Origin of the sequence: Nakamurella sp., assembly GCF_048594475.1 — a bacterium.
In the GTDB taxonomy this organism is placed as follows: domain Bacteria; phylum Actinomycetota; class Actinomycetes; order Mycobacteriales; family Nakamurellaceae; genus Nakamurella.
This window is the reverse complement of sequence record NZ_JBMDXT010000157.1, coordinates 1-21,949: the sequence shown is the minus strand read 5'-3', so window position 1 is coordinate 21,949 and position 21,949 is coordinate 1. Positions and strand designations below refer to the sequence as shown.

At 73.0% G+C, this 21,949-nt stretch carries 16 protein-coding genes and 2 pseudogenes; 9 read left to right on the top strand and 9 right to left on the bottom strand.

The genetic code is table 11. The features are described from left to right. The first annotated feature begins 121 nt into the window (after positions 1–121). A complete protein-coding gene (locus tag ACOJUF_RS07770) occupies positions 122–943 on the top strand; it encodes a serine/threonine-protein kinase (RefSeq protein ID WP_420121282.1) in 822 nt (273 codons plus the stop codon). 52 nt (positions 944–995) lie between these two features. Here ACOJUF_RS07770 and ACOJUF_RS07765 read toward each other — a convergent pair whose 3' ends face one another. The 3 genes from ACOJUF_RS07765 to ACOJUF_RS07755 form a co-directional block, all read right to left on the bottom strand. Beyond that, positions 996–3,392, bottom strand: a complete 2,397-nt coding sequence (locus ACOJUF_RS07765) for a protein kinase domain-containing protein (RefSeq protein WP_420121281.1) — start codon at positions 3,390–3,392, stop codon at positions 996–998. A 225-nt stretch (positions 3,393–3,617) separates the two neighbouring features. Continuing rightward, positions 3,618–4,430, bottom strand: a complete 813-nt coding sequence (locus ACOJUF_RS07760; RefSeq protein ID WP_420121280.1) for an SOS response-associated peptidase — start codon at positions 4,428–4,430, stop codon at positions 3,618–3,620. A gap of 48 nt (positions 4,431–4,478) precedes the next feature. Further along, positions 4,479–4,928: a hypothetical protein gene (locus ACOJUF_RS07755; protein WP_420121279.1), complete on the bottom strand. Its 450-nt coding sequence runs from the start codon at positions 4,926–4,928 to the stop codon at positions 4,479–4,481. Positions 4,929–4,993: 65 nt separating this feature from the next. On the opposite strand from ACOJUF_RS07755, the pseudogene ACOJUF_RS07750 reads away from it, so the two are divergent. Beyond that, positions 4,994–5,329 (top strand): annotated as a pseudogene (locus tag ACOJUF_RS07750) (GNAT family N-acetyltransferase); the annotation flags it as partial. A 122-nt stretch (positions 5,330–5,451) separates the two neighbouring features. Here the strand turns inward: ACOJUF_RS07750 and ACOJUF_RS07745 are convergent. The 3 genes from ACOJUF_RS07745 to ACOJUF_RS07735 form a co-directional block, all read right to left on the bottom strand. Further along, a complete protein-coding gene (locus ACOJUF_RS07745; protein ID WP_420121278.1) occupies positions 5,452–6,036 on the bottom strand; it encodes a dihydrofolate reductase family protein in 585 nt (194 codons plus the stop codon). Between the two features lie 188 nt (positions 6,037–6,224). Further along, positions 6,225–8,957, bottom strand: a complete 2,733-nt coding sequence (locus tag ACOJUF_RS07740; protein WP_420121290.1) for a molybdopterin-dependent oxidoreductase — start codon at positions 8,955–8,957, stop codon at positions 6,225–6,227. A 52-nt stretch (positions 8,958–9,009) separates the two neighbouring features. After that, positions 9,010–9,792, bottom strand: a complete 783-nt coding sequence (locus ACOJUF_RS07735; protein ID WP_420121277.1) for an FAD binding domain-containing protein — start codon at positions 9,790–9,792, stop codon at positions 9,010–9,012. Between the two features lie 71 nt (positions 9,793–9,863). Between ACOJUF_RS07735 and ACOJUF_RS07730 the strand changes: the two genes are divergently transcribed. Next, complete coding sequence (locus tag ACOJUF_RS07730; protein WP_420121276.1) at positions 9,864–11,492, top strand: PucR family transcriptional regulator; 1,629 nt, start codon at positions 9,864–9,866, stop codon at positions 11,490–11,492. A 34-nt stretch (positions 11,493–11,526) separates the two neighbouring features. Here the strand turns inward: ACOJUF_RS07730 and ACOJUF_RS07725 are convergent, their stop codons facing one another. Beyond that, complete coding sequence (locus tag ACOJUF_RS07725; RefSeq protein WP_420121275.1) at positions 11,527–13,464, bottom strand: solute carrier family 23 protein; 1,938 nt, start codon at positions 13,462–13,464, stop codon at positions 11,527–11,529. A 343-nt stretch (positions 13,465–13,807) separates the two neighbouring features. Between ACOJUF_RS07725 and ACOJUF_RS07720 the strand changes: the two genes are divergently transcribed. The 3 genes from ACOJUF_RS07720 to rsgA all read left to right on the top strand — a co-directional run bounded on the left by ACOJUF_RS07720 (position 13,808) and on the right by rsgA (position 18,248). Continuing rightward, entirely contained in the window at positions 13,808–15,700 is a 1,893-nt protein-coding gene (locus tag ACOJUF_RS07720; protein ID WP_420121274.1) for an adenylyl cyclase, read from the top strand. Positions 15,701–15,728: 28 nt separating this feature from the next. After that, positions 15,729–17,027 carry a 3-phosphoshikimate 1-carboxyvinyltransferase gene (aroA, locus tag ACOJUF_RS07715; RefSeq protein ID WP_420121273.1) on the top strand — a complete coding sequence of 433 codons (1,299 nt, stop codon included), beginning with the start codon at positions 15,729–15,731 and terminating at the stop codon, positions 17,025–17,027. Between the two features lie 201 nt (positions 17,028–17,228). Next, entirely contained in the window at positions 17,229–18,248 is a 1,020-nt protein-coding gene (gene rsgA / locus ACOJUF_RS07710) for a ribosome small subunit-dependent GTPase A (RefSeq protein ID WP_420121289.1), read from the top strand. Between the two features lie 122 nt (positions 18,249–18,370). Here the strand turns inward: rsgA and ACOJUF_RS07705 are convergent, their stop codons facing one another. Continuing rightward, positions 18,371–18,568, bottom strand: coding sequence for a hypothetical protein (locus tag ACOJUF_RS07705; protein ID WP_420121272.1), 198 nt, complete (start codon positions 18,566–18,568; stop codon positions 18,371–18,373). A 230-nt stretch (positions 18,569–18,798) separates the two neighbouring features. On the opposite strand from ACOJUF_RS07705, the pseudogene ACOJUF_RS07700 reads away from it, so the two are divergent. Next, a pseudogene (locus ACOJUF_RS07700) lies at positions 18,799–19,284 on the top strand (pyridoxamine 5'-phosphate oxidase family protein); the annotation flags it as partial. Positions 19,285–19,325: 41 nt separating this feature from the next. Here the strand turns inward: ACOJUF_RS07700 and ACOJUF_RS07695 are convergent. Then, the gene (locus ACOJUF_RS07695; RefSeq protein ID WP_420121271.1) at positions 19,326–19,982 is read right to left on the bottom strand and encodes a hypothetical protein; all 657 of its coding nucleotides are present in this window, start codon (positions 19,980–19,982) and stop codon (positions 19,326–19,328) included. Positions 19,983–20,200: 218 nt separating this feature from the next. Between ACOJUF_RS07695 and ACOJUF_RS07690 the strand changes: the two genes are divergently transcribed. Then, positions 20,201–21,259 (top strand): Acg family FMN-binding oxidoreductase, encoded by a 1,059-nt coding sequence (locus tag ACOJUF_RS07690; RefSeq protein WP_420121270.1) that lies wholly within the window; start codon positions 20,201–20,203, stop codon positions 21,257–21,259. Between the two features lie 126 nt (positions 21,260–21,385). Then, positions 21,386–21,949: a YceI family protein gene (locus ACOJUF_RS07685; RefSeq protein ID WP_420121269.1), complete on the top strand. Its 564-nt coding sequence runs from the start codon at positions 21,386–21,388 to the stop codon at positions 21,947–21,949.

Below are 21,949 nucleotides of genomic sequence, written 5' to 3'. Positions count from 1 at the left end.
GATCTTCCGCCATCCGGGTTTCGCGGGGCGGGAACTGCTCCGTCACGCGGTGGCGCACCGAGGAGGCGAGTCCGGAGAAATGGACCGGTCGGGTGGGCCGGTCGGCGGATATGCTCGCGCCATGGTGCTTCAGGACACCCCTGTGCAAGCCGTCCCCGCACTGGCCGACTTCCGGGTGGTCCGGTTGCTCGGCGAGGGCAACCACGGCCGCTTCTACCTGGCCCATCCCCCCGCCCGCCTGGGCATCGACGACGAGTACGTGGCCGTGAAGGTGTTCGCCGGCCAGTGCAGCGAGGACGCCTACCGGCGCGGGACGCGCGAGCTGCGGGCGTTCGCGGCGGTCGACTCGCCCTACCTGGCCCGGGTGTACGACGCGGTCCTCGAGGACAACTTCCTGTACGCCATGGAGTACTTCCCGCTCGGCTCGCTGGCCGCGCCGGCCCGCCCGCTGACCCGCGACGAGGTGCTGCGTGCGGTCGAGCACGCGGCGCTCGCCGTGCACGCCCTGCACGAGGCGGGAATGGCCCACGGCGACGTCAAGCCGGGGAACGTGATGGTCACCGAGGACGGCGGCAAGCTGTCCGACCTCGGGCTGGCGCGGGTGTTCAACGCCGGCGCCGCCCTGACCGGGATGGCTCCGGAGACGTCGGTCGAGTACCTCGATCCCTCGCTGCTGCTGGGCGAGCCGCCGTCCCGGGCCACCGACATCTGGGCGCTGGGCGCCACCCTGCACCGGGCCCTGTCGGGCCGCGGGTTGTACGGCGAGCTGCCGGAAAATCAGCCCCTGCTGGCGATCCGCCGGGTGCAGACCTCGCCGCCGACGGTGGACCCGTCACTCACGGCCGGCGAGGCCGAGCTGGTCCTGGCCTGCCTGGCGCCGGCCGACCGCCGGCCGGCCACCGCGGCCGTGGTCGCCGATCGCATCGCGGCCCTGCGGTCCTGACCCGAACGCCCCGGACCGGATCCGCGGACGCGACGCATTCTTCAGGACACCCCTAGAACGGGGCCGGCTTCCACCAGTCGTCGATCAGCTCCTGCGTCGTGTGGTCCTTCCACTCGGCGTAGACGATGTAGTCCTTGTACTTGTCCTCGGTGAACGTGGTGAGCAGGTACGGCAGGTCCTTCTCGGTGTCGCTGGAGTCGTACCGGATCCCGGCGTCCTGGTCGTCCCGGGTCCACGGCCCGATCTGCGGAGAGGTGCCGAAGTTGCTGTCGACGTAGGTGGTGAGCACGTCGGTGCTCGGGAAGTGCATCACCCAGAAGACGACACCCTCGCTGTCGGTGCAGGTGATGATGCCGTCCGCGTTGCTGCCGAAGTTGTCGCTGGCGCTGGTGCAGGTGGCGTCCTGGTAACCCTTGTCCGCCGGCGACGCCGGGATCATGTCGCTGAAGTCGCTCTGCACGTTGGTCAGCGCGCCCCACCCCTGATCGGCGATGGTCACCGCCGCAGGACCGGCCGCGGGCGAGGTCTGCCCGGCGGCGTTGGTCGCGGTGACGCTGTAGTTGTACTTGCCGGGAAGGACCCGGTCGTCGACGAAGCTGGTGTTCGGGCCCTTGTACATCGCCTCGCCGTTGCGGGTCACCGTGTACCCGGTGGCCCCGGTGGTCGGCGCCCAGCTGACGGTGATGTTCCGATCGCCGTCGGCCTTGGCCGAGAAGTTCACGGGCGCCGCGAAGGCGGGCGCGGACGGGCGGGAGAGCAGCACCGCGGCCGTGACGCCGGCCGCGATGACCAGGACCGCGGCCAGGCCGATCAGGAGCCACTTCTTGCTGGTGTTCGGCTTCTCCGGCGTCCGGTGCGGGCCGGTCGCCGTGACCGGCCCCGTCGGGAAGACCGGGCCTGTCTGGTAGCCGGGATGCGGACCGGACTGGTACACCCCGCCACCCGGCGGCATCGCGCCGGTCGGCCCGGTGTGCTGGAAACCGCCGGTGAACGGGTTGACCTCCGTCGGCCGGACGGCATTGGCACCCAGCGGCGGCACCGACCCGGTCGGCGTCCACCCCCCTGGTCCGTACTGCGGGCCGGTGGTCAGCGGCCGGGTCTGCCAGCCGGCGTGTCGTTCCAGCACCGCGATGACGTCGTCCAGGCCCTTCGGATGCCGGGAGCCGTCCCGGGCGTAGGCCACGGTGCGGGTGACCTCGCCGTTGGCGACCGTGATCTGCTGCTCGACGTCGCTGGGCACCACCTCGAGCAGCGGCAGCCGGGGCGGCAGGTCGAAGAAGCTGCCCTTGCCCTCGTTGCGGCCCGTCCACATCTCCTCGAGCAGCAGCCGCTCGAGCTCGATCCGGTCGGAGGTCGGCAGCGCGTTGGTGTTGATCGGTCCGAGCTCGGCGACCAGGCGCTGGGCCGGGCTGATGCGCCGGACCCCGATCGAGTACGGCGGGCGCGGCCGGGTCAGCGACTGATCCTTCAGGGCCTCCTCGGCCGCCTTGGCCACGGCCGGGACCGCGACGTCCACCGAGGTCCGGTCGGGATGGGCCGGCCGCTTCTCCAGGGGCACCGCCGTCTCGGCCCGGGTCGGGCTGGACAGCGCCGGGTCGGCCGCCACGAGCGCGGCCCGAGCGGCCAGGCTCAGCTCGCGGCAGCTGTTGTAGCGGTCGTCCGGGTTCTTGGCCATCGCCTTGGCGACGACGGCGTCCATTCCCGGGGGCAGCCACGGGACCTTGTCCGTGACCTTGGGGATCGGGTTCTTCAGGTGGGCCGTCATCGTCGCGAACGGCGAGCTCTCCGGGTAGGGCACGCTGCCGGTCAGCAGTTCGTAGAGCACGCAGCCCAGCGCGTAGATGTCGACCCGGTGGTCGAGCTTGCGGGCCTCGATCTGCTCGGGCGAGGCGTAGGCCAGGGTGGCCAGCAGGTTGCCGGTGCCGGTGAGGTGCTGGACCTCGTCGGTGGTCGACTTGGCGATGCCGAAGTCGGTCAGCAGGACGTGCTCGGGCTCGGTCGGGTCGTCGGGCGCGGCGAGCAGGATGTTGGCCGGCTTGACGTCGCGATGCAGCAGGCCGGCCCGGTGCGCGTAGTCCAGGCCCGCGCCGACCTCGCTGATGATGTGCACGACGCGGTGCGGGGTCATCGACCCGTCCGCGGCCCGGGCGGCGATCGAGGCGTCGACGCCGGCAACGTACTGCATGGAGATCCACAGCTGCCCGTCGACCGAACCGCGGTCGTAGACCGCGACGATGTTGCGGTGCACCAGGCCGGCGGCCAGGTCGGCCTCCCGCTCGAAGCGGGTGCGGAAGTTCGGGTCGTTGGAGAAGGCGGGGTTGAGCAGCTTGAGCGCGTCCCGGCGGGGCAGGCGCGGGTGCTTGGCCAGGTAGACCGCGCCCATGCCGCCCGTCCCGAGCACGGATTCGATCGTGTAGCCGGCGAACTGCTCGCCAGGGTTCAGGACCACGGTGCGTCCCCTATTCCGGAAGTACTGATCGTCAACCATATCGGCGCCCGGGGCCATGACGTGACGGCTTGTGTCGACGTCACCCGGTTCGCCATCCGAAGGAGTGACGGCTCGCCCGGCTGATACGAGCGAGCCGTCCGGATCGACCGGGCCGGCTGGTCCGGCGTCCCCCGATCCCGCCGGGCGGCCGGCCCGGTGCCGGCCCGGTCCACCGGAAGACGGAGCTCAGAGCAGGGTCGGTTGCTCCGGGGCCGCGGTGAGCTCGGCGACCGGCTCGATCAGGCTCGGGTCGTCGTTGGCCACGTTGCCCACCGCCGGCCCGACCGGCCGCAGGTCGATGGCCGCGACGAGATCCGCCGGCGGCGGCTCCAGCATCGGCGTCGGGTCGATCCGCGGGTCGAGCCAGGCCGCCCACTCCGAGGCCGGCAACACCAGCGGCATCCGGTCGTGGATCTGCGTCATCCGGCCCACCGCGGGCGCGGTGATGATCGTCATGGAGACGACCGCGCGGCCGGCGCTCTCCTCCGGGTCCGCGCCGGACTCCTGATCGCGCGGCCGCCAGTATTCCCAGAGCCCGGCGAAGGCCATGACGCTGCCGTCGGCGGGCGTGAGGTAGTAGGCCTGCTTGACCGGCCGCTTGCGGCCGCCCACCGTCTGATCGCCCAGGCGCCGCCACTCGAAGTACCCGCTGGCCGGGATCAGGCAGCGGCGCCTGGCCAGCGCGGTGCGGAACGCCGCCTTCGCGCCCAGTGATTCCACCCGGGCGTTGAACATGCGGGTGCCGACCGAGACGTCCTTGGCCCACGACGGCACCAGCCCCCAGCGCATCGGCTCGATCTGCCGGCGGGCGTCCTCGGGCGCCACCCGGGGCTCGAGCCGCACGACCGGGACGGTCAGGGTCGGGGCGATGTTGTACCGGGGGCGGACCGGGTCACCCCCGTACAGCCCCTGGGCGCCGCCGGCCTGCTCGTCCGGCTCGGCCTCGAACGTGCCGTACAGCGACTCGGGCTCCATGGTCAGGGCGTAGCGACCGCACATCCCTGCATGGTGCCACCGGGGTCCGACACCCAGCCGTTGTCGCGACCGTCAGCGGTGCGGGACGGCGCGGTCGACGTCGTCCGGGAACAGCAGGCCCTGGCGGACCATCGTCGCCCCGAACCGCCGGGCGGCCCGCCGGCCGTGGCGAGCCGCATGATCGGCGATCATGCCGCGGAGGTGGGCCCGCATCCATCCATCCGGGTCGACGTCGAACGCGGCGAGCCGCCGACGCGACCGATCCCGGCGTTCGCGGAGCGCCGACGCGCCGTGGTCGGCGTCGGTACGACCGAGTCCGTGCAGGACGTGGAGGCCGTCGTCGACGATCGGGTTCTCCGCGTGGCCGAAGAACTCCTCGGCCTGCGCGGCGATCGCGTCGTGCCGGTGCGGCTCGGCGATCGCGGCCGCCCACAGGGCCTCGACGTCGTCCCGGGTGACCGTGAACGGGCCGGCCGGCGGGGTCATCGGTTCCCCGTCCCGGTCATGGTCAGGGTCGCTCATGGTGCCGATACTGTCACCGCGACCTTGCCCCGGGGCGGTGGCCGCCCGGCCCCTAGGCTCGTGGGATGTCCGGCATCACCGTCGCCCCGGCGACTGCCGACGAACTCGACCCGGCCGAGGTGCTGGCGCTGTACCGGTCGGTCGGCTGGACGGCGTACACCGACCGGCCGGCGGTGCTGGCCGCCGCGTTGGCCGGCTCGACACACGTGGTCGTCGCCCGCTCGGCCGACGGTGTCCTCGTCGGGTTGGCCCGGGTGATCTCCGACCGGGCAAGCGTCGCCTACCTGCAGGATGTGCTGGTGCGTCCCGACCGACGCCGCCGCGGGGTCGGGGCCGCGCTGATCGCGGCGGTGTTCGCCCCTTTCGCCGGGGTGCGGCAACAGGTGCTGCTGACCGACGACGAGCCGGCCCAGCGCGCCTTCTATTCCGCCCTGGGGTGGGCCGAGGTCGGGGCCGACGAACCCCCTACGGGCGTTCGTCCGGCTGGCCGGCTGACCCGGCCACCGGAACCGGAGCGCGTCGCTCAGGGCTGCATCCGGTACGTCAGGGCGACCGTCCCCAGGTCGGTCCGGGCGACGGACGTCAGCGTGAGGTGGCGCGGATCGGGCAGCGACCCGAACAGCCGGGTACCGGTGCCCAGCAGCAGCGGGTGCAGGAACAGCCGCAACTCGTCGACCAGGCCGGCGGCCAGCAGTGTCCGGGCGAGCACCCCGCTGCCGAGCACGGTGATGCCGCCCTCGCCGTGCGCCTTGAGTGCCGCCACCTGCTCGGCCGGGTCGCCGGACAGGATCGTCGTGCCCGCCCAGTCCACGCGATCGAGCGTGCGCGAGACGACGGCCTTCGGGGTCGCGTTCAGGTGCGCGGCGATCGGGTTGCCGTCACCCTGGAACGGCCAGAAGGCCGCCATCTTCTCGTAGGTGCGGCGGCCGAACAGGTAACCGGTGGTTCCGGTCAGGCCGGCCGGATCGACCACCTGACCCATGGCCGGGCCGAACTCGGCGCCCCAGCCGCCGTGGGTGAAGCCGCCGGAGGGGTCCTCGTCGGGCGAGCCGAGGCCCTGCATGACGCCGTCGACGGTCAGGAATTCCACCAGGGCGAGGGTGCGCATGCAGGTCGGACCGCCCGACCGGCGCGAACTCATCGGCCGGGGCGACCGTCGCGCCACGCCGGCGAGCATCGCGCCACCCGGCCGGACATCGCGCCGGACGGGCGGGCATCGCGTCGTGTCGACCCGTCGCGACCTCCACCCACCCGGCGCGATCCGGCCACCGGACCGGCCGGCGCGATCCGGCGGGCTCAGACGTCCGGCGTTGGAGTCCGGTGGGCGAGCATCCGCCAGATCCGGTCGCGGGAGAAGGGGGTGTGCATCGGCCGCACCCCGACCGCCCGCCGGATCGCGTTCCCCAGGGCCGCGGCGACCGGGTTGTACGGGCTCTCGCTCATCGACTTGGCCCCGAACGGGCCCAGCGCGTCGTGGGTGTCGGCGAAGTAGACCTCGGTGTCGGGGATGTCGGCCATCTGCGGCATCCGGTACGTCCGGAAGGCCGGGTTGACGACGGCGCCGTCCTCGCCGATCGTCACCTCCTCGTACAAGGCGGACCCGATGGCCTGGGCGACGCCGCCCTCGACCTGGCCCCGGCACTGCGCGGGGTTCATCACCGTGCCGGCGTCGGCGGCCTGCACCGACTGCAGGATGCGCACCTCGCCGGTGCGCACGTCGACGGCGACCCGGACCGCGTGCACGTTGAAGGCGAGCGAGCGCACGTCGCCCCGCTCCTCGCCGCGGGCCGACAGCCCGTCACCGACCAGCTCGGCGAAGGGCAGCAGCCGCTCCCCCACCCGGACCCCGTCGCGTTCCAGCACGCCCGGGCCGAGTCCGGTGCGGGTGAACGCGGCGGCCAGCACCGCCTCCCGGAGCGCCGACACCGCCGCGTGCAGGGCCTTGCCGGCCACGGTGGTGCCGGCCGAGGCGAAGGCGCCGGTGTCGTACTCGGCGCCGTCGGTGTCGGAGTTGGTCAGCTCGATCCGGTCGGGCGTGGTGCCCAGCACGGTGCAGGCGATCTGCGTGTGCACGGTGGTGGTCCCGTTGCCGAACTCGCTGGTGCCGACGCCGATCCGGTACCGCCCGGACTCGTCGACGGCGGCGGTGACGGTCGAGAAGTGGCCGCGGGGCGCCATGGTCGCGATCATCGCGACGGCCATGCCCTCGCCGACCCGCCAGTGCTCGCCCTCGGGCGCGGCCACCACGTCCCCGCGGCGCAACGCGTCCTGAGCCAGGTCCAGGCACTGGTCCAGCCCGTAACTGCCCCAGACCAGGTCCTCCTCACCGGTCTCGTGCAGCACCAGCAGCGGGTCGCCGGCCCGGACCGCGTTGCGCCGGCGCAGCTCGAATGGGTCCAGGTCGAGCCGCAGCGCCAGCTCGTCCATCGCCGACTCGACGCCCAGGATCACCTGTCCCAGGCCGTACCCGCGAAAGGCGCCCGACGGCACGGTGTTCGTGTAGACCACCTGGGCGTCCACCCGTTTGACCGGGCAGCGGTACAGGCTGATCGACTCGGCGCACCCGTGGAACAGCACCCCGACGGCGTGGTTGCCGTAGGCGCCGGTGTCGGCCAGCACGTCGACCTTCATCGCGGTGAGGGTGCCGTCCGGGGTCGCGCCGAGGCTCACCGTGACCCGGAACGGGTGCCGCACGGTGGCCCGGGTGAACTCTTCCGTCCGGCTCATCTCGTACGCGACCGGCCGGCCGGTGCGCAGCACGGCGAGCGCGACCAGGTCCTCGGTGAGGATCTCCTGCTTCCCGCCGAAGCCGCCGCCGACCCGCTTGGTCAGCACCCGGATCCGGGCCGCGGGCAGCCCGAGCAACCGGGCCAGCTCGTCGCGGACCAGGAACGGCACCTGCGAGCTGGTCCGGATCACCAGCCGGCCGTCCGTGTCGACGTGTCCGACGCTGCCGTGGGTCTCGAGCTGGCCGTGCGTGACCCGTTGGGTGCGCCAGGTGCCGGTCACGGTGATGGCCGCGGCGGCCAGCGCGGCGTCGACCGCGGCCCGGTCCGGACCACCGACCCCGCCGTGGATCTCGGCGACGACGTTGCGGCCGGCCGCGCTCACCCGGTCGTCGGCGGTGAGCTCGGGATGCAGGACCGGTGCCCCCGGGGCGATGGCCGCCTCCGGGTCGAAGACCGCGGGCAGCACGTCGTACTCGACCCGGATCCGGGCCACGGCCGCATCCGCGGCGGCCGCCGTGGTCGCGACCACCGCGGCCACCCGCTGCCCGACGAACCGCACCGCGTCGTCGAGAATCCGGGTGTCGTCGGGGTCGTCGAGCCGATCCTGGTGCCGCGCGGTGGAGAACCGGGTGCGGGGCACGTCGGCGTGCGTCAGCACGAGCTCCACCCCGGGCACGGCCAGGGCCGCCGACGCGTCGATCGAGACGATCCGGGCGTGCGCGTGCGGCGAGCCGAGCACCCGCAGCACGAGCATGTCGGACTGGTCCAGATCGAAGGTGTAGGGCTCGCTCCCGGTGACCACGCGCCGGGCGGCGGGCGGGTGCGCGGACTCCCCCACCCCGCAGCCGGCCGGACCGCGAGCCGGCCCGCCGTCGACCCCGTGACGGATGGCGTCGCGGATCGACCGGTACCCGGTGCACCGGCACAGGTTCCCCTTCATCCGCCGCGGCAGGTCCGGCAGGTCGGCCGGTTCCAGGGTCGAGGCGGTGACGATCATGCCGGCAGTGCAGAACCCGCACTGGAAGCCGAAGTGGTCGACGAACGCCTGCTGCATCGGATGCAGCGCCTCGGCGGTGCCCAGGCCGCTCACCGTGGTGACCGCCCGACCGCCGGCCCGCCGGGCCGGGAACAGGCAGGAGTGCACCGGGGCACCGTCGACCAGCACCGAGCAGGCACCGCAATCGCCCGAGTCGCAGCCCTTCTTCACACCGTGCTCGCCCAGCTCGCGCAGGAAGGTGCGCAGGCACTGGCCGGCGGCCGGTTCCGCCGCGACCTCCCGCCCGTTGACCGACAGCCGCACCACCCCGCCCCCATGACCCGGATCCGCGGACCCCGACCTCATGAACCCGACCTCATGGCCCCAGCTCCTGACGGATCTCCTCGAGCAGGACACCGCTGACCTGCCGCCGCCAGTCCGCCGGCCCCAGCGGATCGGTGTAGAAGCCGTCCACGGCGGCGACATCCGCGGCCAGCGCGCGGGCGGCGGGCAGCGCGGGGTACCGCAGCACCACCGGCCGCACGGTGGCCGCGGTGATCACCAGGGTGACCGCGCCGGTCGGGTCGAGCCGGCCGGTCAGCACGGCCCCGGACCGGCCCAGGGTGGCCAGCGCGATCTGCCGGAACGCGGTACGGCCGGCCAGGGCCGGCCCCGGCAGGTCGACCGCCCGCAGCACCTCGCCCCGCGCCAGGGTGTTGGTGCCGTTGCCGGTGATCAGCTCGGCGACCGGGATCCGGTAGGACCCCCCGTCCGGCGTCCAGACCTCCGCGACGCCGTCCAGGGTGACCGCCAGCGACACCATCGCCGCGGCCGCGTAGGACCGGCAGATGTTGCCGCCGACGGTGGCCACGTGCCACACCTTGAACGAGGCGAGCAGCGCGGTGGCGCACCGGTGGAAGAACGGCCGGACCGCCGCGAGCTCGGCGATGGTGCACGTGGCGGCGACGCGCAGGCCGCCGTCGGGCCGCTCCTCCAGGGCCGGCCAGCCGAGCGCCGTCAGGTCGACCAGGCCGGTGACGGCGGGCTGCGGCTCGGAGTACAGCCAGGTCCCGCCGGCCAGGAACACCTCACCCGGAGCCAGGGCGAGGTCGTCGCGGCCGCGCGCGGCGCGGTAGCCGGTGACGGCGGTCAGGTCCACGGGCGCGAGCACATCCCACCGGCATGACCGGCCGGTAACACGCGTGCGACGGCGGGCGCAGAATGCTGGTGATGAGACTCGACGACCTGGTGGCCGCGCCCGGCCTGGGCATCCGTGTGCTGCACGGCGACGAGGACGACCTGGCCCGCCCGCTCGGCTGGATCTACACCACCGACCTGCCCGACCCCAGCCGCTACCTGGCCGCCGGCCAGACCCTGATGACCGGGATGATGTGGCGCGCCGACGAGGCCGACAGCGAGCCGTTCGTCCGGCGGCTGGTCGAGTCCGGCGCGGCCGCCCTGATCGTCGGCGATGCGCTGTTCGACCACGTGCCCGCGGATGTCGTCCAGGCCTGCCGGCGCTGGAACCTGCCCCTGCTGGCGGTGCCCACCGACGTGTCGTTCGCCCGGGTGACCGAGTACGTCGCCGGGCAGCAGGCCCAGCGCCGGCTGGGCCGGCTCACCGAGGGCCTGGTCCGGCAACGGCAGCTGCTGGCCGAGATGGCCGCCGGGCGCACGCTCGACGAACTGGTGCGCCGGATCGCCCGGGAGACCGGCCTCGGCTGCCGCGTGCTGTCCTCCACCGGCCGGCAGATCGCCGCGTCCGGACCGCCGCTGGCCGAGAGGGATCTCGATCAGCTGCTGGCCCAGATGCTGCCGGCCCAACGCTTTCCGGCCCCGGTCGGCACCCCGGCCGGGGCGGGCACCGCGTTCCTGGTGGGCGCGGCCAGCCAGCATCGCGCGGTGGCCTGGTTCGTGCTGGCCGAACATCCCGACGGCGGGACCGAGCCGTTCACCGACCCGGAAACCGCCGACCCGTTCCACGAGCTGGCCGCGATCGCGGCGCTGGAGCGCCGGCGTACCGAGGACCCCATCCGGGCCCGCCGGGAGCTGGTCGACCAGGTCATCGCGCTGCTCGACGAGGACGCCGACCGGCCCGAGATCCCGCTGCTGCTGCGCCAGCTCGGCCTGGACCTGGACCGGCCGACCACGGTGGTGGTGCTGCAGCCGCAGGGGCCGCCGACCGCGCACGGGCTCACCGGCAGCCTGCTGGGCGAGGCGGTGGGGCACCTGTCCACTCCCGTCGTCGGTTCCGATGCGCAGGGTCACGCGGTCGCCCTGGTCTCCGTGCCCGGCCAGGGCCCGTCGGCCGACCCGGCCGGCGGTCCGACCGGCGACTCGGGGCCCGGGGCCGACCCGGCGGCGCTGATCCGCCGGGCCCTGCTGCGGGTGACCCCGGCGTTGCCGGGCATCCGGCTGGACCTGGGCGTCAGCCGGCCGACCGACCCGGGCGGCCTGGCCGGCGCCCTGCGGGCCGCGCGCTATGCCCGCCTGCTGGCCACCGGCCTGCCCGGGGACCCGGCCGACCCGGCCGACCGCAGGGTGCGCATGGCCTCCGGCGACCGGGCCACGTCGGCGGTCATGCTCCTGTCGGCGGTGCCGGACCGGCTGCGCCGCTCGTTCGCCGGCGCGGTGCTCGACGGCGTGGTCGAGTACGACCGGCGCACCGGGGCGGACCTGCTGGTGACCCTGCGGGCGTTCCTGGACTGCAACGGGTCCTGGAGCCGGACCGCCCAGCAGCTCCACCTGCACCTGAACACGGTCCGCTACCGGATCACCCGCGTCGAGGAGCTCACCGGCCGGGACCTGAGCCGGATGGACGACCGCGCCGACGTCTACCTGGCGTTGCACCTGCTCTGATCCGGGCCCGGTTCCGGACCCGGATCGCACCTGCTCAGGCGGGGCCGGCGGGCGAGCTGTTCCGATCGGTTCCGGACCGCGCCGCGGCGATCGGGTTGGCATCGGCGACCAGACCGTCGAACCGGTTGTTGGCGATCTTGGCGATCTCCACCAGATTCGCCGCCCGCTCGACCCCGGCCGAGTTGGCCATCCGGTCCCACCCGGCGTTGAGCACCCGCTCGTACCGGTCGACCTCCTTGGCGCAGATCACCAGGGGGAAGCCGAACTTCGCCCGGTAGGCGCGGGCCATCGTCAGGATGTCCGCGTGCTCCTGCTCGTCCATGCCGATGACCCCGGCCGCGTGGTCGGCCAGATAGGCCGTGCCGGCCTCCTCGCTGCCCAGGTCGTGGAACGAGTTCATCAGCTCCAACTGCTCCTCCGGGCTGCCGGTCAGCAGGGCGTCGTGGAAGGCGGCGCGCAGCTCCAGGGTGTCGCCGAACGGCCGCTCGACCCACGCCCGCTCGGCCGGCCAGCTCACGCCCTCGGTCAGGAACGCGAAGGTCTGGGTGAACTTCTCCTGGTCCATCCCGTTCACCTCGTCCAGGGTGACCAGCTGGTGGCCGGGGCGACCGGCGACGCCGGGCCCGTGGCCGCCCGGGATGTGGAAGAACACGACGTTCAGCAGGATCGCGCACAGCGCCCCCAGCGTGATGCCGGAGCCGAAGATGATCTGCGCCCACTCCGGGAAGGCGAACGCGATGTACGGCTGCGCGGTCACCATCATGCCGAGCCCGACGCTGGTGCCGACGATCACGATGTTGCGGTGGTCGTTGAAGTCGACCTTCTGCAGCGTCTGGATGCCGACCACGGCGACCGCGGCGAACATGGCCAGCGCGGCACCACCGAGCACCGGGTGGGGGATGCCCGCGACGATCGCCGCCGCCTTGGGCAGCGACCCCAGGATGATCATGATGACGCCGGCCGAGCAGACCACCCAGCGGCTCTTCACCTGGGTCAACCGGACCAGGCCGACGTTCTCGGCGAAGCAGGTGTAGGGGAAGGAGTTCAGCACGCCGCCGAGGGTGGTGGACACGCCGTCGGCCCGCAGCGCCCGGGCGATGTCCTCCTTGCGGATCCGCTTGCCGACGATCTCGCCGGTGGCGTAGACGTCGCCGGTGGTCTCCACCGCGGTGATCAGCATGACCACGACCATCGACAGGATCGCGGTGACGCTGAACGTGGGCCAGCCGAAGTAGAACGGCGAGGTGTAGCCGAACCACGAGGAGTCGGAGACGGCGTCGAAGCTCGCGTCGCCCAGGCCCCAGGCGACCAGGGTGCCGATGACCAGGCCCAGGAGCACGGCGATCGTGCCGAGGAAGCCGCGGAAGATCCGCTGGATGGCCACGATCAGGAACAGCGTGCCCATCGCGTAGGCGATGTTCTTGAGCAGCACCGGATCCTGCATCGCCATGGTGGTCTTGCCGTCGACGATGTCGTTCGCGGCGACCGGCAGCAGGGCGATGCCGATGATCAGGATGACCGAACCGGTGACCACCGGCGGGAAGAAGCGCAGCAGCTTGGCGAAGTACGGCGCGGCGAAGAAGGTCAGCAGGCCGGCGACGATGACGGCGCCGTAGATGGCCAGCAGGCCCTGCGTGCCGCCGCCCACGGCCAGTCCGATGGCGATCATCGGGCTCACCGCGGTGAAGGTGACGCCCTGCAGCAGCGGCAGTTTCACGCCGATCTTCCAGAAGCCGACGGACTGGATGATCGAGGCGATGCCGCAGGTGAACAGGTCGGCGTTGATCAGATGGATCAGCTGCTCGCTGGACAGGCCCAGCGCGTTCGCCACCAGGATGGGCACCAGGACGGCGCCGGCGTAGAAGGCGAGCACGTGCTGGAAGCCGTAGGCCGCGAGCTTCGGGACGGGCAGGACCTCGTCGACCGGATGGACGCGGGCGGCCGGCGCCGGGGCGGGAGCAGTAGTGGTCATGTCAGTCCTCGATGGGCTCGGATCCGGGCCGTTGCGGGGACAGCCGGAATCGAACGGAGTGCAGGCGCCTGTGAGAATCGCCCACCCGTTCGGGGGCGGGAAAGTCACCGGATCGCCAAACTTCTCCGGGTCCGGCGCCGTCGATCTGTGCGATCGCACAAGACGCGATCGGGTGACATCGGAGCGTCATCGCACCGTCATCGGAGGCTCGGTGGGAGCGCTCCCGATTCACCGAGCGGGGGGTCGTGATCCGGCGCATACTCATGCCCGCGTGTGAGCGGAGCCATACCGTCCGTGCCCACGCAGCCCTTCCCCCGCACCTCGATCTGCCAGGTGGTGGCCAGTGAAGCTCGCCCGATTCCTCCGATTCGTTGTCCTGGTGACGGCGGTGACGGTCGCCTCGGTGGCCGCGCCGGCCCTGGCCGCCGCCGACCCCGGCGGCGGGGGTGGCGGGTACGGCAGCAGCGGTGGGAGCAGCGCCGCCCGGCTCGAGTCCAGCGCGAACGTCACGATCTTCGACCCGAGCATGCCGGTCGCCCAGATCAAGGCCACCGTCGACGCGATCGCCGCGCAGCAGGTGCCGAACCAGTTCGGCCCGGAGCGGTACGCGCTGCTGTTCAAGCCCGGCATCTACGGCACGGCGGCCGAGCCCCTGAACTTCGAGGTCGGGTACTACACGAGCGTGGCCGGCCTGGGCCGGCTGCCCGGCGACGTCACGATCAACGGCTCGGTCTACGTGCGGAACCAGTGCGAGAACGGCTCCTGCACGGCGCTGAACAACTTCTGGCGGTCGCTGTCCAACCTGACGATCGCGGTGACGACGCCGGACTTCGGCTGCTACTCGGGCCAGTTCTGGGCCGTCTCGCAGGCCGCGCCGATGCGCCGGGTGCACGTCCAGGGCCAGACCACGCTGATGGACTACTGCACCGGCCCGTCCTACGCCAGCGGCGGCTTCATCGCCGATTCGCAGTTCGACGCGACCGTCATCAACGGCTCCCAGCAGCAGTGGCTGACCCGTAACTCGGCCCTGACCAGCTGGTCCAACGGCGTGTGGAACCAGGTGTTCTCGGGCGTCACGAACGCCCCGGCGCCGTGCTTCCCGGCCGTCAAGAACCCGGACGGTTCGGTCGCGTGCGGTCCGTATACGACCATCGACAAGAGCCCGGTGACCAAGGAGGCGCCGACGCTCTATCTGGACAGCGCCGGGAAGTACCAGGTGTTCGTGCCCGCCGTACGGACCGACACCAGCGGCGTCTCGTGGGCCGACGGCAACCCGGCCGGCACCAGCATCCCGCTGGACAGGTTCTACGTGGCCAAGCCCGGGGACTCCGCCCAGCAGATCAACGCCGCACTGGCCCGCGGCCAGCACCTGCTTCTCACCCCGGGCCAGTACCCGCTGGATCAGGCGATCCGGGTGAACCGGGCGAACACGGTCGTGCTCGGCCTGGGCTACGCGACCCTGATCCCCCAGCGGGGCGACGCGGCCCTGACCGTCGGCGACGTGCCCGGGGTGGACATCGCGGGCGTCACCGTGGACGCCGGACCGCGCAACTCCAAGGTGCTGATCAAGGTCGGCAACCGGCGCGGCGGGCCGTGCGGATCGGCCGGCAACCCCATCGTGCTGCACGACGTGTTCGTGCGGATCGGCGGCGCGGCGGCCGGGCAGGCCTCGGTCAGCATCGAGGTGAACGCCGACCACACCATCCTGGACAACATCTGGGCCTGGCGGGCCGACCACGGCAACGGGGTCGGCTGGACGGTGAACACCGCCGACACCGGTGTGGTCGTCAACGGTGACGCGGTGACCGCCTACGGCCTGTTCGTCGAGCACTACCAGAAGACGCAGACCGTGTGGAACGGCAACGGCGGCCGGGTGATCTTCTTCCAGAACGAGATGCCGTACGACCCGCCGAACCAGGCCGCCTGGACCCAGCGGTCGGGCGAGTTGGGCTACCCGGCGTTGAAGGTCTCCGATCGGGTCCGGACGTTCAGCGGCACCGGCATGGGCAGTTACAGCTTCTTCAGCAAGGCCTACAACAACGGGGCCGACGTCTACGCCGACAACGCGTTCGAGGTGCCGTCCCGGCTGGCGCCGGGCAGCCTGACGAACCTGCTGACCATCTTCCTGGACCCGAGCACCGGCACCGGCGGGATCAAGAACGTCATCAACGGGACGGGGGGCTCGTCCACCATCGCGAACCCGTCCGTGCCGGTGACGGTGGTCAGCTACCCATGAGCGGGGCCGGGTGCGGGATCATGGGTCGGTGACCCCTCCCGCACCCGCCGTCCTCGATCCCTGGCCCGCCCCCGTCGCCGGCGGCCCGGTGACGGCCACCGTGCCGGTGCCCGGCTCCAAGTCGTTGACCAACCGCGCGCTGGTGCTGGCCGCTCAGGCGACCGGGCCGTCGCGGATCGTCGCGCCGCTGCGCAGCCGCGACACCGACCTGATGGCGGCCGCCCTGGGCACGCTCGGGGTCGCGATCGCGGCCGACGGCCCGGACGGACGGGACTGGGTGATCACCCCCGGCCCGCTGCGCGGTCCGGCCCACGTCGACTGCGGGCTGGCCGGCACGGTGATGCGGTTCCTGCCGCCGCTGGCGGCCACCGGCGCGGGGCCGATCACCTTCGACGGGGACGAGGCGGCCCGCCGACGGCCGATGGCCACCGTGCTCGACGCGCTGCGGGCGCTGGGGGTCCGGGGCGACGGTGACCCGTTGGCGGTGACCGTCGACGCGACCGGCGGCGTGCCCGGCGGCACCGTCGAGATCGACGCCAGCGCGTCCTCCCAGTTCGTCTCCGGGCTGCTGCTGTCGGCGCCGTCGTTCATCGGCGGGGTCGAGGTGCGGCACACCGGCGCGCCGGTGCCGTCCATGCCGCACATCGAGATGACCGTGCAGGCGCTGCGGGCGGCCGGCGTCACCGTCGACGACGCGGTCCCGGACCGGTGGCGGGTCGAACCCGGCCCGGTCGCCCCCTGGACGACCCCGATCGAGCCCGACCTGTCGAACGCCACACCGTTCCTCGCCGCCGCCGCGGTGACCGGCGGCCGGGTCACGGTGCCGCACTGGCCGGCCACCACCACCCAGGCCGGGGACGCCATCCGCGGTCTGCTCAGCGCGATGGGCGTCACGGTCGAGCTCGGTCCGGACGGGCTGACCGTCACCGGGCCGGAGCGGCTGAGCGGGCTGGACGCCGACCTGCACGACGTCGGCGAGCTCACCCCCACGGTGGCCGCGATCGCCCTGTTTGCCGACTCGCCGTCGCGGCTGACCGGGATCGGGCACCTGCGCGGGCACGAGACCGACCGGCTGGCCGCGCTGGCCCAGGACATCGGCGCGGTCGGCGGCCGGGTGGACGAGCACGCCGACGGCCTGACGATCACTCCCCGGCCCCTGCACGGGGGTGAATGGCGTTCCTTCGCCGACCATCGAATGGCCACCGCCGGCGCGATCGTCGGGCTGCGCGTACCGGGGGTGCTGGTCGACGACGTGGCGACCACGGCCAAGACGCTGCCCGGTTTCGAGGGGATGTGGGCCCGGATGCTGGGCGTGCCCGGCGCATGAGCAGGGGGAGTGGGCGGGCTCGGTACTGCCGGGCGAATCATGGGCACCGCGCCGCCGCCCCGCGAAGGGGCGCGGAGCCGGCGAGCGCCCCGACGGTGGCGGCGGCATGAGCGAGGCTTGCCGAGCGAATCATGGGCACCGCGCCGTCGCCCCGCGAAGGGGCGCGGAGCCTGCGAGCGCCCCAACGGGGGCGGCGGCATGATGGCCCGCCTGGGCGACGATTGGGACAACGACGACGTCCGCGTCCGGCCCGCCCGCTCGTCCCGCCCGCGCACCAAGACCCGGCCCGCCCACCGCGAGGCCGTCGAGGGTTTCGTCACCACCGTCGACCGCGGCCGCTACACCTGCCTGGTCGGCGAGGGCACCCGGCAGGCCCGGGTCGTCACCGCGATGCGGGCCCGGGAGCTGGGCCGGCGGGCGGTGGCGGTGGGCGACCGGGTCGACATCGTCGGCGACACCGGCGGAGCGGCCGACACGCTGGCCCGGATCGTGCGGATCGCCGACCGGCGCAGCATCCTGCGCCGGTCCGCCGACGACGTCGACACGACCGAGCGGGTGCTGGTGGCCAACGCCGACCAACTGGTGGTGGTCAGCGCGCTGGCCGATCCCGAGCCGCGGACCGGGTTCATCGACCGCTGCCTGGTCGCCGCCTACACCGGTGACCTGGATCCGCTCATCCTGCTGACCAAGTCGGACCTGGCCGACCCGGCGACGCTGCACGAGGTCTACGACGTGCTGGACGTGCCGATCCTGGTCACCGGCCGGCGGCTGGCCGCCGACGGCACCCGCGAGGTCACCGGCCTGGCGGCCGTCCGGGAACGGCTGACCGGGATGGTGTCGGTGATGATCGGCCATTCCGGCGTGGGCAAGTCGACGATCGTGAACGCCCTGGTGCCCGACGCGGACCGGGCGACCGGCTCGGTCACCGGGGTCGGCAAGGGCCGGCACACGTCCACGTCCGCGATCGCGCTGCCCCTGCCGGACGGCGGCTGGGTGATCGACACGCCCGGGGTGCGGTCGTTCGGGCTGGCCCACGTCACCCCGGACGACCTGCTCGAAGCCTTCGACGACCTGCTGGAGGGCACCGTCGACTGCCCGCCGAACTGCGACCACCTCGGACCGCCCTGCGCGCTGGACGGGTGGGTGGCGGCCGGCCATTCCGGTCCGGGCCGGCTGGGCTCGTTCCGCCGGCTGCTGCTCTCCCGGGCCGCTTCGGACTGACGGCGCCGTCCGGTCCGGGTTCGGCCGACGGGCCGAGCACCGCCGGGTCGCTCGACTGAACCGGCCGCGGCGATCGGGGCCCGCCGGCCCCGCGGGCGCTCCACTCGACGGGTGGCGCCGGCTCAGCCGCGGTCGTAGCCGTCGTCCACCCCGATCTCGATCGCCTGCTCCACCACGTCGGCCGGGTCCGCCTCGCCGATGTCGTTGACCTCGCCGGCCGGGTCGCCGGCCGGGAGGTCGTCGGCGTCCACCGGGGTCGTCTGTTCGGCCACATCGGCCGGATCGGCCTCGCCGGCGTCCTGGGTCGACCAGGTGGTCATCGGTGCCTCCTCATTGGGATCGAACACTGGGATTGAACATTGGGATCGAACACTGGGATCGGGGACGGGGTCGAACGACCGTCCCCCTCCGGTATCCCGCAGGATCGCCGATCACGCAAACCCGATGGCGGGACGACCCGGTCCGGCGGCGATGTCGAGAACCGGCGGCCGGCTCCGACCCAGGGGCACGGGCCGCCGACCGCGGCCGTTCCACCGCCGAGGAGACCACCGTGGACGCCGACCGGATCACCGACATCCTGCACCGCCCGGCCAGCCAGGAGCTGCTGGCCCGTGACGTCCTGCGCCTGGCCTACGTCGGCACCGACGACGCCCCGCGGGTCGTCCCGATCGCCTTCACCTGGACCGGCACGCAGGTCGTGGCGTGCACCACGACCAACGCCCCGAAACTGCCGGCGCTGCGCCGTCGCCCCCAGGTGGCCCTGACGATCGACACGGAGGTGCACCCGCCGACGATCCTGTTGATCCGCGGCCGGGCCGAGCTCGACCTGGTGAACGGCATCCCGCCGGAGTACCTGCAGATGAACGGCACCTACGAGATGACGCCGGAGCAGCGCGTCGCATGGGAGGTCGAGGTCCGCTCCCTCTACCACGCGATGGTGCGCATCGTGATCACCCCGACCTGGGTCAAGCTCATCGACTTCGAGACGACGCTGCCCAGCGCGGTCGAGGAACTGGTGGCGCGGCGCGCGGCGCGCGGTGGGCGGTGGGCGAGCCTGACCGGGCCGGGCCGGAGGGGTCAGCGCGGCACCGAACTCATCAGGGCGACCAGGGCGTCGATCTCCGCGGAGTAATCGCCCTGCGGGTCGCTGCCGAGAATCTGGAACAGCCAGAAATACCGGTCGACGATCAGGTTGCCCTGGATGTAGTCGGTGTCGCCGTCGAACTGCACGCACACGAAAGCGCCGTCGGCGCCGGGGACGTCGACCGGGTCCGTGTCGCAGGTGGTGACGCGGACCTCCGCCAGCGCGTCGGTCAGCTCGTCCGGTGCGTAGTCCACGGGGCCGATCACCAGCGCCGCACCGCGGTCGCTGGAATAGAGGCAGGCGCCGGCGCCGAGGGTGTCGTCGCGGCTCCACCGGCCGCCGAGCACGTCCGACACCTGGGCCACGGTCAGCAGGCACTCGGCCGGCGGCTCGTACCGCGCCCCGCCGGCCGGCGAGGACGGTGTCGGCGCCACGGTCGATGCGACCGTCGACGGCGATCGGGGTGGGGTCGACCGCGCGATGGTCGCGGGAGCCGACCGGCTCGTACCGGTTGCGGCCGCCGAGGCGGCGGGCGCCACCACCGAACTCGCCGCCACGCCCGAGCCGGCGACGCCGGTCGCGCACGCGGACAGCGGGATCAGCAGCCCGACCGTCATGATCGCGGCCCGTCGTCGTCCCCACCCGGCCATGCGCCCTCCCCCGGAGTCACGGTGAGCGGACCCTATGTCACGCCCGGGTGGTCGGCACCTGGGCCGACCCCCCGGGACCTCGGTCCCGGGTCGTCGGGCCCTCCGGCAGTCGCCGGCCCGGATCGCGGCTGCCTACCGTCGAGGCATCGGCACTGCCGGTCGGACGGGCCCCCCGACGGACCGACCGCGGCCGACTCCCACCGGCGAGAGGATCCGTCATGTTCGGTCACATTCCCCGGAGCATCCGCGCCGCGGTCGACGACGCCACCCGAGCAGCCTCGATCCACAACAGCCAGCCCTGGATGTTCGTGTACCGCGGTGACGCCGTCGACCTGTGGCTCGACATCGGCCGCGCCCCGCACGTGGTCGACCCGCTGGGCCGGTGGGCGCTGCAGTCCGCCGGCGCGGCGCTGGCCAACCTCGAACTGGCCCTGCCGCACCGGCTGCGGGTCCGGGTGAGCGTGACCGACTTCCCGGCCGGCCCGGCGACCCCGCCCAAGGGCCTGGTCCCGATCACCCGCGGCGCCTTGCCGCCCGCGCTGCAGGACCTGACCGCGGTCCCGGTCGCCACGGTCCGGTGGACCGGGGGCCCGGTCGACCCGGCCGCGGACGAGGATGCGCTCTTCGGCGCCATCGAGCACCGGTACACCAGCCGGGCGCCGTTCGCCGGCACCGCCCTGAACGAGCGCCAGTGGCGGGAGATCGCGGCCGCCGGGACCGGCCGGGGGGTGTCGACCGACCCGGCGCCGGAGGACTTCGTCCGGGCGTTCCTGAAGCTGACCGCGGAGGTCGAGTCGCGGATGGTCGACGACGTCGCCTATCTGGCGGAGATCAAGCGCTGGGTGGACCGCGGCCCGCGGGAGGGCATCCCGAGCGGGGCGATCGGCGCGCGCGACACCGCCGGGCGCTACCCGGGCCGGGACTTCTCGGTCGGCCCGGACGAGTGGGGCAGCATGCTGCCCGATGGCGAGTTCGAGGGCCGGCTGCAGCTGGCCGTCCTGTACAGCGACGGCGACTCCCCCGCCGACTGGCTCGATGCCGGACGCTCATTGGAGCGGGTGGGTCTGCGGGCGACGGCCTCGGGCCTGCGCATGGGCATCCTGGGGCAGGCGATCGAGCAGCCCGACACCCACCGGGCCGTCTCGGAGGAGTTCAGCGCGTCCATCGGCCGGCCGGTGGTGGTGCAGCAGGTGGTCCGGCTCGGCTACGGCGACGGATCGGCGCGGCCGGCCGCCACCCCGCGGCGGCGGCTCGACGAGGTGCTCGTCGCCGGCTGATGCAATGTGACCAGGCTCACACGGACGTTCTCTCCCGTGATAGGTGACACGTCTACTTTCCCGGAATAAGCTGTCCGCAGATTCGTTGAACATTCATGGAACAGCCACTCGGGAAGGAACCCCACCATGAGCACCTCCGTCGCCACCCCCACCCTGACCGCCGGTACCTGGGCCGCGGACGCCGTCCACTCGGACGTCTCGTTCAAGGTCCGCCACATGGCCGTCGGCAAGGCCAAGGGCACCTTCGCCCTGAAGTCGGCCACCCTGGTCGTCGGTGAGAACGGTGTCGCGGACGCGTCCGTCACCGCCGTCATCGACGCGACCAGCGTGGACACCAAGCAGGAGCAGCGGGACGCGCACGTTCGCTCCGCCGACTTCCTGGACGTCGAGAACCACCCGGAGCTGACCTTCGTCTCCAAGTCCGTCAAGGACGTCGACGGCGAGGAGTTCGTGCTGGTCGGTGACCTGACCATCCGCAACACCACCAACGAGGTCGAGCTGGCCGTCGAGTACCTGGGCGAGACCGTCGACGCCTACGGCGCCACCCGGGCCGGCTTCTCGGCCACCACCTCGATCTCCCGCAAGGCCTACGGCGTGAGCTTCGAGGCCGCCTTCGGCGCCGGCAATGCGGTCGTCGCGGACAAGGTCGAGATCGACCTGGAGCTCGAGTTCGTGCGCAACGCCGACTGA